The organism is Deltaproteobacteria bacterium, from assembly GCA_026388545.1.
Classification (GTDB): Bacteria; Desulfobacterota; Syntrophia; order Syntrophales; family UBA2185; genus JAPLJS01.
In genome coordinates this window covers 1-14244 of sequence record JAPLJS010000095.1, presented here as the reverse complement: position 1 = coordinate 14244, position 14244 = coordinate 1, and the positions used below count along the sequence as shown (strand labels likewise).

At 49.1% G+C, this 14244-nt stretch carries 14 protein-coding genes and 1 pseudogene; 13 read left to right on the top strand and 2 right to left on the bottom strand.

The window, feature by feature from the left end:
* From sucC to mdh, 11 genes and pseudogenes are all read left to right on the top strand, one after another.
* Positions 1-853 (top strand): ADP-forming succinate--CoA ligase subunit beta (gene sucC, locus NTW12_11280; protein MCX5846918.1); only part of this gene is annotated, 853 nt, incomplete at its 5' end.
* 35 nt (positions 854-888) lie between these two features.
* Positions 889-1773 carry a succinate--CoA ligase subunit alpha gene (gene sucD / locus NTW12_11275; protein ID MCX5846917.1) on the top strand — a complete coding sequence of 295 codons (885 nt, stop codon included), beginning with the start codon at positions 889-891 and terminating at the stop codon, positions 1771-1773.
* Positions 1774-1851: 78 nt separating this feature from the next.
* A pseudogene (gene mce, locus NTW12_11270) lies at positions 1852-2160 on the top strand (methylmalonyl-CoA epimerase).
* A gap of 35 nt (positions 2161-2195) precedes the next feature.
* Positions 2196-3749 (top strand): methylmalonyl-CoA carboxyltransferase, encoded by a 1554-nt coding sequence (locus NTW12_11265; protein MCX5846916.1) that lies wholly within the window; start codon positions 2196-2198, stop codon positions 3747-3749.
* A gap of 32 nt (positions 3750-3781) precedes the next feature.
* Complete coding sequence (locus NTW12_11260) at positions 3782-3979, top strand: hypothetical protein (protein MCX5846915.1); 198 nt, start codon at positions 3782-3784, stop codon at positions 3977-3979.
* A 122-nt stretch (positions 3980-4101) separates the two neighbouring features.
* Entirely contained in the window at positions 4102-6033 is a 1932-nt protein-coding gene (locus NTW12_11255) for a pyruvate carboxylase subunit B (GenBank protein MCX5846914.1), read from the top strand.
* Between the two features lie 174 nt (positions 6034-6207).
* On the top strand, positions 6208-7947 hold the full coding sequence (locus NTW12_11250) for a succinate dehydrogenase/fumarate reductase flavoprotein subunit (GenBank protein ID MCX5846913.1): 1740 nt from the start codon (positions 6208-6210) through the stop codon (positions 7945-7947).
* A gap of 11 nt (positions 7948-7958) precedes the next feature.
* Positions 7959-8396 carry a succinate dehydrogenase, cytochrome b556 subunit gene (sdhC, locus tag NTW12_11245; protein ID MCX5846912.1) on the top strand — a complete coding sequence of 146 codons (438 nt, stop codon included), beginning with the start codon at positions 7959-7961 and terminating at the stop codon, positions 8394-8396.
* A gap of 10 nt (positions 8397-8406) precedes the next feature.
* Positions 8407-8778: a hypothetical protein gene (locus NTW12_11240; protein ID MCX5846911.1), complete on the top strand. Its 372-nt coding sequence runs from the start codon at positions 8407-8409 to the stop codon at positions 8776-8778.
* A gap of 13 nt (positions 8779-8791) precedes the next feature.
* Positions 8792-9622 carry a succinate dehydrogenase iron-sulfur subunit gene (locus NTW12_11235; GenBank protein ID MCX5846910.1) on the top strand — a complete coding sequence of 277 codons (831 nt, stop codon included), beginning with the start codon at positions 8792-8794 and terminating at the stop codon, positions 9620-9622.
* 87 nt (positions 9623-9709) lie between these two features.
* On the top strand, positions 9710-10654 hold the full coding sequence (mdh, locus tag NTW12_11230; GenBank protein MCX5846909.1) for a malate dehydrogenase: 945 nt from the start codon (positions 9710-9712) through the stop codon (positions 10652-10654).
* A 57-nt stretch (positions 10655-10711) separates the two neighbouring features.
* Here mdh and folD read toward each other — a convergent pair whose 3' ends face one another.
* Positions 10712-11575 (bottom strand): bifunctional methylenetetrahydrofolate dehydrogenase/methenyltetrahydrofolate cyclohydrolase FolD, encoded by an 864-nt coding sequence (folD, locus tag NTW12_11225; GenBank protein ID MCX5846908.1) that lies wholly within the window; start codon positions 11573-11575, stop codon positions 10712-10714.
* A gap of 51 nt (positions 11576-11626) precedes the next feature.
* On the bottom strand, positions 11627-12154 hold the full coding sequence (locus tag NTW12_11220) for a hypothetical protein (protein ID MCX5846907.1): 528 nt from the start codon (positions 12152-12154) through the stop codon (positions 11627-11629).
* Positions 12155-12328: 174 nt separating this feature from the next.
* Between NTW12_11220 and NTW12_11215 the strand changes: the two genes are divergently transcribed.
* Entirely contained in the window at positions 12329-13798 is a 1470-nt protein-coding gene (locus tag NTW12_11215; GenBank protein MCX5846906.1) for an AMP-binding protein, read from the top strand.
* Between the two features lie 74 nt (positions 13799-13872).
* A partial coding sequence (locus NTW12_11210) for an acetyl-CoA C-acyltransferase (protein MCX5846905.1) occupies positions 13873-14244 on the top strand: 372 nt, incomplete at its 3' end.

Below are 14244 nucleotides of genomic sequence, written 5' to 3'. Positions count from 1 at the left end.
GCTTTATCTTGGCATGGTGGTGGATCGAGCGCGTGACAAGGAATGTGTCGTTTTCATGGCCTCGGAAGCTGGCGGTATGGAGATCGAAGAGGTAGCCAAGGCACCTCCGGAAAAAATCATCAAGTGTGCCGTTCCCCCTGCAGTTGGATTCAGCCCGTTTGAGGCCAGGAAACTTGCATACGGCTTGGGATTGGGGACTGACAAGTCTCTCAGTGCCCAATTCGCAAACATCACCAAGGGGTTATATGAACTATTTGTAGCTAAGGATGCTTCGCTCGTGGAGAGCAACCCCCTCGTTCTCACAGCGGAGGGCAACCTCATCGCCGTGGATGCCAAGATAAATTTTGATGATGACGGTCTCTTCCGCAATCCGGACATCAAGCAACTGAGAGATGAAACTGAGGTAGACCCCCTCGAAGTTATTGCCAAGAATGCAGGGGTTAATTATATCAAATTAGACGGTAATATAGCATGTATGGTTAACGGCGCGGGCCTTGCCATGACGACCATGGATCTCATCAAGATGGCGGGTGGCGAACCGGCTAACTTCCTCGATGTCGGTGGCGGCGCAAGTCCTGACCAGATCGAAAAAGCATTTCGTATTCTCACTGCCGATCCCAATGTAAAAGCAATTCTTGTGAACATCTTTGGAGGAATTCTCCGATGCGACCGTGTAGCCAATGGAATCATCCAGGCTGCCAAGAATATCGATATGAAACTGCCCATGGTTATCAGGCTCCAGGGGACGAATGTGGACGAGGGCAAGAAACTCCTTAAAGAATCGGGTTTGAAATTCACCGTGGCTGACGGTCTCTATGAAGCCGCCGAAAAGGTTGTTGCATTGCTTAAATAACAATAGACTAATTTTAAGGAAAGGGTGAGTTGAACATGGCAATACTTTTAGATAAAAATTCTCGTGTAGTGGTTCAGGGAATTACCGGTTCGGAAGGGACCTTTCACACCCGTGAATCGGTGAAATTCGGAACGAAGGTAGTAGCTGGAGTCACCCCGGGAAAAGGGGGCCAGGAAGTTGATGGAATCCCCGTGTATAACCGGGTAGCCGATGCGGTAGATAAACAGGGTGCAAATTGCGCCGCTTTATACACACCTGCAGCCTTCTCTGCGGATGCCATTATTGAAGCAATCGAAGCGGGGATCGGGCTTGTTGTATGTATGACTGAAGGTATCCCCGTAACGGATATGATCAAGGTCAAACAGGTACTTAAAACATCGAACGCCCGGATGATCGGTTGCAACTGCCCGGGAATCACAACCCCTGGTGTAGGAAAGATCGGTTTTATGCCGAGCTTCATCCATAAGCAGGGTAATGTAGGCGTAATCTCAAGAAGTGGAACGTTGACCTACGAAGCCATCTGGCAGCTTACAAATCTGGCGATAGGTCAGTCCACGTCTATCGGTATTGGTGGTGATCCCATACCCGGTTCAGGTTTTGTTGATATGCTGGCGTTGTATGAGAAAGATCCCGAAACGGTAGCTCTCGTTATGATCGGAGAGATCGGTGGAACCGCAGAGGAAGAAGCTGCTGAATTCATTAAATCCAATTTCACCAAGCCGGTTGTATCTTTCATTGCAGGTCGAACAGCCCCTCCGGGGAGAAGAATGGGTCATGCCGGTGCGATCATCTCGGGTGGAAAAGGTACCGCAGATGAAAAATTCAAGGCACTGGAAGCTGCCGGTGTCATTGTTGAGAAAAACCCGGCTGAAATAGGGAAAAGGATTCAGGAGATTCTTGCCAAGAAAGGCAAAAAGTAAGAGAAATGTCTCTTAGCACCAGGTAGCTGCTAATGAGACAAAATGGTAACATTGCGACCTTCAAACCAAACATAAAAAGGTAGTGAAACTGTTGCCGAGCAGAAGGTAACAACCGCCTTCCTTCCTGTTGGTGATACTGAAGTAGAGCTTCTGCAGTCCACTGCGCCGGATGGACCTATTGCGGGTTTTATCGAAAAGAAGGGAGAAGGCGTCCAGCACATTGCATTTTTAGTGGATAATATTGAAGAGGCCTTGAAAGAACTGGAAGCCAAAGGTATTCGTCTGATTGACAAAGTGCCCCGTACGGGGGCTGGCGGGAAAAAGATCGCCTTCATCCATCCGAAAGACACGAATGGTGTTTTAGTGGAACTGTGTCAGAAAATATAACAACTATTTATATTTAAGAAAAGGGGAGAGATGTAATGAGTGAAAAACCTCCAAAAATTCAGGAATTAGAAAGACGTGAAGCCATTGCCATGGCCCAGGGCGGGCCGAAGGCGATCGCGAAGCAGCACGATGGCGGAAAGCTCACGGCAAGGGAGAGGATCAATCTCCTATATGATCCGGGCACGTTTGTGGAAACGGACCTGTTTATGCGTCACCGGTGTACCGACTTTGGTATGGAAAAAGTGGAAGTGCCGGCGGAAGCCGTCATTACCGGATACGGTAAGGTGAACGGCCGAACGGTATTCGCCTTTTCCCAGGATTTTACTGCACGGGCAGGCTCACTGGGAGAAATGCACGCCAAGAAGATCTGCAAGGTCATGGATCTGGCAGTAAAGACGGGGGCGCCCTGTGTCGGCTTTAATGACTCCGGCGGCGCAAGGATTCAGGAAGCCGTTGATTCTCTTGCAGGTTACGGCTCGATTTTCTACCGCAACTCCTGCGCGTCAGGCACCATTCCCCAGCTTTCAGCCATCATGGGACCAACCGCCGGAGGTGCCGTGTATTCACCGGCCATGACGGACTGGATATTCATGACCAAGAACACAAGTTACATGTTCATTACCGGTCCTGAGGTTATCAAAGCCGTTACCGGAGAAATCATCGATTTCGAAAGTCTCGGTGGAGCGATGACCCATAACACCAAAAGCGGTGTTGCCCACTTCGCCTGTGAGAGCGATGAGGATAACATCAATCAGATCAAGAGACTTCTCACTTTCCTGCCCCAGAATAATATGGAAGATCCTCCCTATGTCGAAACGGGAGATGACCCGAACCGGCTTGATTACAGCCTGGACACACTCATTCCGGATTCCCCAAGGCAGAATTACGATATGAAGAACCTGATCGGAACACTGTGCGACAATGGCGACTTTATGGAACCCCATATGTACTTCGCCCGGAATATGCTCGTGGCATTCGGCCGTATGGGAGGTCATACGGTTGGTTTTATCGCCAACCAGCCGGCCTGGCTCGCGGGGTGTCTGGATGTCGATGCTTCGGATAAAGCGACAAAATTCATTCGTTTCTGCGACGCCTTCAACATTCCGATGATTACGATTGCGGATGTCCCGGGATATCTCCCCGGCACCGACCAGGAATGGAGAGGAATCATCCGCCACGGTGCGAAGCTCTTGTGGTGCTACTCGGAAGCAACCGTGCCGAAGATCACCCTGGCAACCCGGAAGGACTACGGTGGATCTTATCTGGCCATGTGCAGCCGCGACCTGGGTGCGGACCTGGTCATTGCCTGGCCGACGGCGGAGATGGCGGTTATGGGAGCTGAAGGAGCATGCAATATCATCTTCCGGAATGAGATTAAGGCAGCAGAAGATCCGAAGGCCCTGCGGGCAGCGAAAATCAAGGAATACGAAGATGCCTTCTGTAATCCTTATGCGGCAGCGGGGAGAGGCTATGTGGATGCGGTGATTCGACCCCATGAGACCCGTCGTTTCATCATTCGGGCCCTTGACATGCTGAGGTCCAAGCGGGAAACCCGGCCACCGAAGAAACACGGCAACATTCCAATGTAGGAATGTGATTACTTAAGAAAAGGAAATTAAGTATGCAAACAATAGATCCGAAAGTAATGGTGGCCATATCAGCAGCAATAGGCGCTTATATCGAAGAAGAAGCAGCCGCAATGGCAATGCAGCAGGCAGCTGCAGCCGCTCCGCCATTTGCAACCGTTAATCTTTGGGCGATAGCCGGACGGATGGACATGATGTTGCAGCGACGGTCGTGGCAGATGCGGATGTATTAAATCTTTGTCAGATTGAGCAAAGGAAGTTACAGCCGAATAGCTGATATGAAGGGTAAAGAAGTCAGGTTTATCGAAACATTAATACAATAAAGAATAATAATTTCAGGAAAGGGAGTTTATTTATGGCAGAGAAGAAAAAGAAAACAGCAGCAAATCCTCTGAAAATCACGGATACGACGTTCCGCGATGGCCATCAGTCATCGCTGGCGACCAGAATGAGAACGGAGGATATGATTCCCCTAGCAGAAGCGATGAATGATATCGGGTGGTACTGCATGGAGGTATGGGGCGGCGCCACTTTTGACGTGCCCACACGGTTTTTAGGTGAGGATCCATGGGACCGTCTCAGAACAATGAGAAAGTTATTGCCCGATACCAAACTGATGATGCTCCTTCGCGGTCAGAACATCGTTGGTTACAGAAACTACGCCGACGACGTCGTCGACGAGTTTGTCCAGTACACGGCCGAGTGCGGTCTGGATGTCTTCCGGGTGTTCGATGCCGTGAACGACACGAGAAACTTCGAAGCCCCCTTCCGGGCCATCAAGAAAGCGGGAAAGCACATCCAGGGCAGCGTCTGCTACTCCCTAACAGAGAGGCGTATGGGAGGCGAGGTGTATGACCTCGACTTTTATGTAAAAAAGGCGAAGATTATCGAACAGATGGGGGCGGACTCCTTCTGTATCAAGGACATGGCGGGATTGATCTCCCCCTATGACGCCTATGACCTGGTAAAAGCCCTGAAGGCAACAATCAAGATTCCCGTAGAGCTCCATACTCACTACACCAGCGGCCAGGGTTCCATGGCATATCTGAAGGCGGCGGAAGCCGGCGTGGATATCGTCGATACGGCCCTGTCTCCCTTTGCTCTGCGTTCCTCCCAGCCCGCTATCGAACCGATCCTCGTTGCCCTCGAAGGCACGGACAGAGATATAGGCCTGGATCTGAGGAAAATGGTTGAAATCGGGAATAACCTTGAACTGGTCGCTCCGAAGTACCGTCAGTTCCTCGACACGACAAGGATGGCGGTCATCGATGCGGGCGTGCTGCTCCATCAGGTACCCGGCGGCATGCAGACCAACCTCGTGGCGAATTTGAGGGAGGCCAATGCGCTTCACAGAATCAATGAGGTGTACGATGAGCTTCCCCAGACGAGAAAAGAACTGGGGTATCCTCCGCTCGTTACCCCGACAAGCCAGATCGTCGGAATCCAGGCCGTTATGAACGTGTTGATGGGCCGCTACAAGATGATCACGAACGAGATTAAAGATTACTGTTACGGTCTCTACGGCGCGCCGCCCGCACCCATTGATAAAGAAGTTCAGAAGATGTGCCTCAAGGGGTATCCCCGCGGAGAGACCCCCATGACAAACCGTGCCGCGGACGCCTTAGAGCCGGAAATGGAAAAGGCAAGAGAGGCGACGAAAGATATCGCGAAGAATCCCGGCGATACGCTGATTTATGCCATCTATCCTCAGACGGGGTTGAGATTCCTGAAGTGGAAGTATGGTCTCGAACCCATTCCCAAAGAAGTTGTGGCAAAGACTATTGAACAGGTGAAGAAAGAAGACGAACTGATCAAGAAGGCCCTTGCCGGAAAGCTCATGGAGAAACCCGAAAAGGTACCCCCCGAAAAAGGCCCTGGCATCAGGAAGTTCAATGTTTTTGTCGATGACAATTACTATGCAGTGGAAGTGGAGTCGGAAGGCGGGGCAATGATTGCAGCTCCTGTGGTAAGGCAGGTGGCAGCGGCGCCGAAAGCCGCAGCAGCACCTGCAGCGCCGAAACCGGCGGCAGCCCCCGCAGCAGCAAAACCGGCAGCAGCCCCCGCAGCAGGTGGTGCAGGATCGATTACAGCGCCCATGCCCGGCCTCATCGTTGAAGTAACCTGCAAGGCAGGCGACAAGGTAAAGGCAGGACAGCAGGTCGTGATCCTGGAAGCTATGAAGATGCAGAATCCTCTCAACGCTCCAATCGATGGTGAGGTAAAGAATATCTATGTAAAGGCCGGCGACTCCGTAGCGGTTGGTCAGGTATTGATAGACATCGGATAAAATGGAGATGAACTTCCATTTATAGGGTATTACTGATATGAAGGTAAGTAATCTTTGTATCAAAAAATGTTAAGAATCTTAAGGAGAGAGAGTGATCGAGAGTCACTCTCTCTCCTTAACAAGTGACATAAAGCTTTGAATGCTTTATACAACCGAAGCAATTGGATGGTAGCTATGGGAAATATGAAGAGTAATGAAGTAGAGGTTTTTACACATGATGTCTTGATTTTCGGAACCGGCCTGGCCGGTCTTCGCGCAGCAGTGGAAATTGCACGAAAATCAAAAGACTCCATCAACATTGCCCTTGTATCGAAGGTTCAGATCCAGCGTCCCCACTCCGTGTGTGCTGAGGGTGGTTCTGCAGCCGTGATGAGGGAGGAAGAGGGAGACAGCTTAGAGCTTCATGCGTGGGACACCAATAAAGGCGCCGATTTCCTGTCCGATCAGGACGTAGTTGATCGATTCGTGGAAACCAGCCCTAAAGAGATTCTCCTGCTTGATCACTGGGGGATGCCATGGTCTCGGTACCCGGATGGCAGACTGATGCAGCGTCCATTTGGAGGACACACCTATCCGAGAGCTACAATGGCGGCGGACAAAACGGGTTTCTTTGAGGTGCAGACCCTTTATGACACGATGATGCAGTACAGGAATTTTGACCGCTATGACGAATTTTTCGCTACATCAATTCTTTATGATAACGGCCAGTTTGCCGGTATTACCGGCATCGATATGGCCAGCGGCAAATTTATGGTTCTCAGAGCAAAAGCGATGCTCATTGCCACCGGTGGACTGGGAACGCTTTATGGTTTTACCACCTATTCACAGACCGTGAGCGGCGACGGGCATGCCATCGCATATCGGGCAGGGTTGAATATTGAGGACCCAGAATTTCTGCAGTTTCATCCCACGGGTCTGGTCCCGTCAGGAATTCTCATGACGGAGGCGTGCCGGGGTGAGGGAGGATACCTGAAAAATAACAAGGGCGAACGCCTGATGGAAAAGTATGCTCCTAAATTCATGGAACTGGCGCCACGTGACATTGTTTCCCGATCCATGATTACGGAGATTAAAGAAGGTCGAGGATTTACAGGACCTGCGGGGTTGGATTACATCCACCTTGATCTGACACACCTCGGCGCTGATAAGATCAACAAGGCCCTGCCGCTGATCAGGGAAGTCTGCATCAAGTATCGCGGCATTGATCCGATACTTGAACCCATTCCGGTTCGACCCGTCGCCCACTACAGCATGGGCGGAATTGAGGCGGACATTAACGGCGCCACCAAAATGAAGGGGGTATGGGCAGCCGGTGAAGTTGCTTGCCACTCTATGCACGGCGCCAATCGTCTTGGTTGTAATTCCACGGCTGAATGTCTCGTCTGGGGAGGAATTACGGGAGAAGAGATTGTGAAGTTTATAGTCTCCAATCCTCCTTTGATAAAAGTTCCTGATGAACAGGTCAAAGCAGAGAAAAAGCGGATTTTTGAAGATCTCCTCCAGAAGAAAGGTAAAGAGAACCTGTATGATATAAAGAAGGAACTGCGGGCGGCGATGGATCAACATGCCGGTGTGTACCGTACTGGTGAAGAAATGAAGGCAGGCCTAAAGAAGGTCCAGGATATGAAGGTGCGATTCAAGGATATTTACATTACAGATAAGGGTTCCGTCTATAACACCAACCTAATGAATGCCATGGAGATAGGAAATCTTGTTGACCTCGCAGAGATGCTGCTTACAGCAGCCGTGGTAAGAGAAGAGTCCCGGGGCGGACATGCCCGCTATGATTTCCCGACGCGTGATGACGAAAAATGGCTGAAGCATACACTGGTCTCTTACACTAAAGAAGGACCTAAACTTTCTTATAAACCGGTAACGATAACCAAGTGGAAGCCGGTCGAGCGTAAATATTAGGGGGAAGAAAGATGGCTAATAAACAATTCGATAACCATTTGGGAATCATTGGATGGCTTGGTGGAGGTCGCTGGGGTACGGAGCGATATCTGTATATCTTACACCGGCTCACCGGGCTTGGAATTCTTTTGTTCTTTTTGATGCATATATTTGCAAGCTCTGTCAGGATGTCTGGACCAGAGGGCTGGGCTACCGCCATGGCGATTTTGAAGAACCCCATTTTCAAGCTCGGCGAATTCTGTGTCTTCGTGGCCTTTGCATTCCACGCCCTGAATGGCATCAGGCTCATATTCATTGAACTGGGCCTGGCCGTGGGTAAAGCCGAAGAGCCGGTATATCCTTATAAATCGTCTCTTAACAATCAGAAACCCTTGATGATGATCGTCATGGTAGTTTGCGCCATTCTGATCCTCGCTGGAGGGTACAATACTTTCTTTGGAAGTCATTAGGGAGGTCGTCATGAGAGAAACCGCATACTGGACGTGGTTTTTAATAGCAGGAATCGTCATCCTTGTATTTGCAGGATTGCATATGACGGTTATGCATCTTTCGATGCTTGGCATTTTCAATCCGGAAGGTGGGGCCGTAACAGACTGGGGTAATGTCGCCTTCCGTAGTCAGAATCAGTTCCTTGCTTTTACCTATATTGTCCTTTTGGGTGCAGCGTTATACCATGGGTTTTATGGATTAAGGACGATTGTGTTTGAACTGGGGCCGAAAAAGTCTTTTCAGGATGGTTTCACTGTCCTTTTATGGATCGTAGGGATTATCCTTTTCGGTATAGGCACATATTCAGCCATCGCGGCAAAAGCACTGGAAACAGCACTATAGGAAGGGTGAAAAAATGGAAAAAATACCTACTACAAATATCATTTTCTATGTCCGTCGCTTTGACCCGGAGAAGGATGCAGCTCCCCATGAGCAGCAGTACACGGTTCCTGTAGAAAAGGGGATGACGGTCTTGGATGGTTTGCATTGCATTAAGCAGACCCAGGATGCTTCTCTTGGGTTCCGCTTTTCCTGCCGTATGGGTGTCTGTGGATCCTGCGGAATGATGATAAACGGAAAGCCCGGATTGGCCTGTAACACACAGATTCTTGACGTCACACAGAGCGCTTTGACGGTTGCGCCATTACCTAACTTTAATCTTATCAGAGACCTCGCACCCGATCTGGTACCCATGTTCGGCGTTCACAAAAGCATTCAGCCATATATTCAGAGGGGTGATGTGGAAGAAATGGAAAAACCGATCATGGAGTACTTCCAGACGCCGCATCAGCTTGAAGAGTACCTGCAGTTCACCTACTGTATCAAGTGTGGTTGCTGTATGGCTGCCTGTCCGACGATGGCAACCGACAGGGAATATCTGGGACCGATGCCACTGGCGCAGATTTATCGCTATAACACGGATTCCCGTGACGATGCAGGGGATGTCCGGAAAAACATCGCAGCCGAGTCTCATGGCGTTTTCAACTGCCATTATGCGGGTGAGTGTTCCGCTGCCTGTCCCAAAGGCGTGGACCCCGCACGGGCAATTCAGTTGATGAAAAAGGATCTCGTTCTCGGTTATTTCGGTTTAGCAAAGCATGGGAAGTGTGCGCATGTTCATAAGAAACCGGATACGTCCGCATGGAAGGCAAAGATTGAGTTTCCTGCGCATACGATAGGAAAATGAGGGTTTCATTTATGTGAAAAAGAAGCAGCGGGAAGAATACGAATTTATTTTATAAACTTACAACTTTTATTGATATAGGAGGAAATCATGGGTCGTAAAAAGATAACAGTTATCGGGGCGGGAAACGTGGGGGCAACCGCCGCTCACTGGGCAGCCATCAAGGAACTTGGGGACGTCGTTCTCATGGATATTATTGAAGGGATGCCCCAGGGAAAGGCTTTAGACTTGATGGAAGCTGCCCCTATGGAAGGTTTTGATGCGAATGTCATCGGAACGAATGGTTATGAAGAAACGAAAAATTCCGATGTGGTCATCATTACATCGGGTATTGCCCGAAAACCCGGCATGAGCAGGGAAGATTTGCTGAAAATCAATTCTGATATCGTCGGTTCGGTGACGGAGAATGTCGCAAAATATTCACCCAATTGTTTCATTATCATCGTAAGCAATCCGCTCGACACGATGACCTACCTAGCGCTGAAGGCCAGCAAGTTCCCGAAAAACAGGGTCATGGGGCAGGCAGGCGCGCTGGATTGCGCACGGCTTCAGTCTTTCATCGGAATGGAACTCAATATCTCTATTCAGGATGTGAAGGTGATGCTCCTTGGCGGCCATGGCGATGATATGGTTCCAATGCCGAGATTTTCGACGATCAACGGTATCCCCCTTTCCGAGTTCCTTCCCAAGGAAACGATTGACAGACTTGTGGAAAGAACGAAAAAGGCAGGCGGAGAGATCGTTGCTCTGCTGAAAACCGGAAGCGCCTTCTATTCACCGTCTCTGGGCGCTGTTATTATGGCGGAAGCCATCCTTAAGGATCAAAGAAGACTTATTCCCAGCTGTGCATACCTTGATGGTGAGTATGGGCTGAAGGACATCTGTTTTGGTGTTCCAACCATTCTTGGGGCCAACGGCATTGAGAAGATTATCGAACTCAAGCTGAATGATGAAGAAAAGGCCGTTGTTAAGAAGTCTGCTGAGAGCGTTGGGAAAACGATCGCTGAAATGAAGGCAATGAAGGGCATTGCCTGATTAAGGTAGAGTTTATAACTGCATAAAAACCCCCTCTTGTTCTTTTGAGAGGGGGTTTTATTTTTGTTCCGAAATCTGGCCGCCAGAGGCTGCTTTAAGGGTATTTACGAGTAACATGGCAATCGTCATCGGTCCCACGCCGCCGGGCACCGGCGTGATGTAAGACGCTTTTTCAAGAACTTCAGAAAACGCCACATCTCCAACCAGACGACCGTCATCCATCCTGTTTACACCCACATCAATTACCACAGCACCGTTCCTGACCATATCAGCCCCGATCATTTCCGGCTTCCCGGCAGCAGCGATGAGTATCTCAGCCCGTTTTGTAACCTCTGATAGGTTTTGTGTCCTGGTATGGCATATGGTCACTGTTGCGTGCCGGTTGAGGAGCATGAGGGCCAGCGGTTTTCCCACGATATTGCTTCTCCCTACAATGACCGCTTCCTTGCCTTCGATTGTGATAGCATGACGATCCATTAATTCCAGAATACCCCTGGGCGTGCAGGCCATGTGGTAGGGATTGCCGGTGAAGAGTCGTCCTAGATTGTAAGGATGAAATCCATCGACGTCTTTTTGGGGATCAATTGCTTCGATTATGGTTGCGGAATTGAGATGGCGGGGAAGGGGAAGCTGTACCAAGATACCGTGGATACTTTCATCTTGATTCAGCCCCTGTATTGTAGCGAGCAGTTCACTCTCAAGTGTCTCTTGTGGGAGCCTGAATTCCTGGGAAAAGAATCCGGCATCGCTGCATGCGTTCTCTTTATGCTTCAGGTAAATCTTCGATGCCGGGTCATCCCCGACGAGGACAACCGCGAGCCCCGGCGTTATCCCGGTTCCTTCTTTCAGGCGCAGGGATTCTGCCTTCACCTCATGCCTGATATCCTGTGCTATCTTCTTTCCGTCTATGATAACAGCCATTGTCTAAAGAATCTTTTAGGTAGCGATGTACGCTTGCCGGAGATAACGGGTTTATTTTACCTGATATTCTTTAATTGTTTTAATCAACTTTACAACTTCATCGGGAAGAAGCTTACCCTTATAAATATAACGGCAGATTCTTCCTTTATCCAGTACGACAACGTTGGATAAGTTGTTTTGCAATCCCCAGAGGCTCAGGATGGTATAGTTGTCATCCAGCAGAATTGTGGCGCCTGTTTCCTGTTGCTTGCTTTTTATTGCCCTGGCAATAATAAAATCAGGTACCATACTTGCCTTCATGTTGGCAATCCCAACCCCGACGTAGCTCCTTTTCCGGTCAATCCCTGGATCTCCTTTGAGAGCGTCGTCGACATGTTTGTTCATGTCCTTGGAGCTGATGTCCGAATAGTTTATATAGACGACCCTTCCATAAAATTCAGGGGAGTTGAGAGTATAATCTTTGCCGAGTGAGTCCTTCAATATGAAGTTGGCGGCTCTGTTTCCCACCTTTAATTCCGCTTGTGCAAAAGAAACGCTCGTAAGCAGTGCCAGAAAAACCCAAAGTAGAATCTTTTTCATCCTTCCCTCCCTGCGCATGGTTACACATTTTGACTTCGGATTATAGGTGAAAAAGATATTTCCATCAAGGAAAAACAGACAACAGGAAAAATAGATACAAACGAGAGAGAGTTCTGCTTGAAAAAGCTGTTCTTCTTGTGTTAGAAAATATCAACATCAGGGGGGTATAGTGTTATGAGTCTTGGACGGATGCTTGAAGAAAGTTGTCATCGATATGCAGACAATGTGGCCATAATCTACGATGAAAAATACGTGACCTATGATGCCTTGAACAGGGATGTAAACGCCCTCGGAAATGGATTGAGAAAACTGGGTATACAAAAGGGGGATAATGTCGCCATCATGCTTCCCAATTGCCCCGAATTTGTCATATCCTACTTTGCTGTTCAGAAAATCGGCGCTGTTGCCGTTACGCTCAATGTCCTGTCCACGTCTTATGAACTTCGTTACCTCCTTGCAAACAGCAATGCAAAATGTTTAATCACAGAAGCACCTTTAGCGAAAAAATATGAGGAAATCCGTGCTGAATTACCTCTTTGCAGTCATATCATCACGAGCAGCGGCATGAATGCCGAATCCCCTTTTTGGCAAATAGTCGAAATGGGTCCGGATACATTAGACATACCGGATATTGCCGATAATGATCCCGCCGTTATTATCTATACTGCAGGACTCACAGGAAAACCTCTGGGGGCAGTACTCACCCATGGCAATCTCCTGTCCCAATCCGAACTTCTTAGAAGCGTATATCATGCCACAGATAAGGACAGGGGGCTTGCTGTTATTCCTCTGTTTCATGCGTTCGGTGCCGTGGCTAATATGTTAGCTGCCATCCGCATCGGCGCGGGCATCGTATTACAAGATCGGATTACCATGGACGCCATTTTCAGCACAATCCAGAAGGAAAGGGTGACCTATATCGCCGCTGTGCCCCGGCTTTTTTTAGGAATGATTTTCCATCGCGAAGCCGATCAATATGACGTAAGTTCTCTCGACTTTTGCATAACGGGAGGATCGGCTATGCCGCCCGAGTTCATTCCGGTATTTGAACAGAAATTTAACGTTATCTTGAGAGAAGGGTATGGTCTTACCGAGGCGTCTCCTGTGTGTTCTGTAGGCAGTCGGGATATGGTGCACAAGCCGGGATCAACAGGGACAGTAATTCCCGGTGTTGAGGCAAAGTTAGTTGATGATCAGGATAACGAATTACCAGTGAATGTGAGCGGGGAACTTCTCATCAGGGGTGAGAATGTGATGAGAGGCTATTACAAAGACGAAGAAGCCACCGCCCGCGTTCTGCGAAACGGCTGGCTCCACACAAGCGATCTGGCCAGGATCGACGAGGATGGATATATTTTTTTGACAGGCCGGAAAAAACGGATGATTATAACCAGCGGTTTCAATGTCTATCCCCGGGAGGTTGAGCAGGTTCTGGAACTTCACCCTGCCGTTAAGGCCGCCATGGTCGTCGGCGAACCCAATCTGTTGCGAGGAGAAATTGTAAAGGCTCTGATTGTCAGGAATCCGGACGTCACGGTGGACGAAAGGGATATCACGAGACATTGCAGGACCTATCTGTCTTCTTATAAAGTGCCGCGTGAAGTTGAATTTGTAGAAGCGATTGACATGCACGGTTCTTCATAGAGGTGCGTGCGGAACGATCTGCCATGAATAAAAAATACTTAACGTCATACTTTTTAATATAAGGAGGGTCTACCATGAGAGAAGTTGTGATTGTGAGTGGGGCAAGGACTGCCGTTGGAAGTTTTGGAGGGTCGCTGAATGGTGTGAAGACAGTCGATATGGGTGCGCTGGTTATCAGGGAGGCCATCAAGAGAGCAGGACTCCGGCCGGCAATTAGTGATTTTGTGAAATCCAGCCGTCCTGATGTTTTTGGAGAATTTGACATGACGGACATCAACAGGAAATATTACGATTATGACAGTGGATTGACACCGGTCTATTTTGATGAATGTGTCATGGGAAATGTGCTTCAGACAGCCCTTGGTCAAAATTCTGCGCGACAGGCGAGCATCTATGCAGGCTTGCCTGAAGAAACCAACGCGTTCACCATCAATAAAGTGTGTGCT

Bases quoted from the DNA above. Each gene is read 5' to 3' on its own strand.
- sdhC (MCX5846912.1), top strand. From the start codon at position 7,959: ATGGCTAATAAACAATTCGATAACCATTTGGGAATCATTGGATGGCTT.
- NTW12_11215 (MCX5846906.1), top strand. From the start codon at position 12,329: ATGAGTCTTGGACGGATGCTTGAAGAAAGTTGTCATCGATATGCAGAC.
- NTW12_11260 (MCX5846915.1), top strand. From the start codon at position 3,782: ATGCAAACAATAGATCCGAAAGTAATGGTGGCCATATCAGCAGCAATA.
- folD (MCX5846908.1), bottom strand. From the start codon at position 11,575: ATGGCTGTTATCATAGACGGAAAGAAGATAGCACAGGATATCAGGCAT.
- NTW12_11220 (MCX5846907.1), bottom strand. From the start codon at position 12,154: ATGAAAAAGATTCTACTTTGGGTTTTTCTGGCACTGCTTACGAGCGTT.
- NTW12_11255 (MCX5846914.1), top strand. From the start codon at position 4,102: ATGGCAGAGAAGAAAAAGAAAACAGCAGCAAATCCTCTGAAAATCACG.
- NTW12_11250 (MCX5846913.1), top strand. From the start codon at position 6,208: ATGGGAAATATGAAGAGTAATGAAGTAGAGGTTTTTACACATGATGTC.
- mdh (MCX5846909.1), top strand. From the start codon at position 9,710: ATGGGTCGTAAAAAGATAACAGTTATCGGGGCGGGAAACGTGGGGGCA.
- NTW12_11265 (MCX5846916.1), top strand. From the start codon at position 2,196: ATGAGTGAAAAACCTCCAAAAATTCAGGAATTAGAAAGACGTGAAGCC.
- NTW12_11235 (MCX5846910.1), top strand. From the start codon at position 8,792: ATGGAAAAAATACCTACTACAAATATCATTTTCTATGTCCGTCGCTTT.
- NTW12_11240 (MCX5846911.1), top strand. From the start codon at position 8,407: ATGAGAGAAACCGCATACTGGACGTGGTTTTTAATAGCAGGAATCGTC.
- sucD (MCX5846917.1), top strand. From the start codon at position 889: ATGGCAATACTTTTAGATAAAAATTCTCGTGTAGTGGTTCAGGGAATT.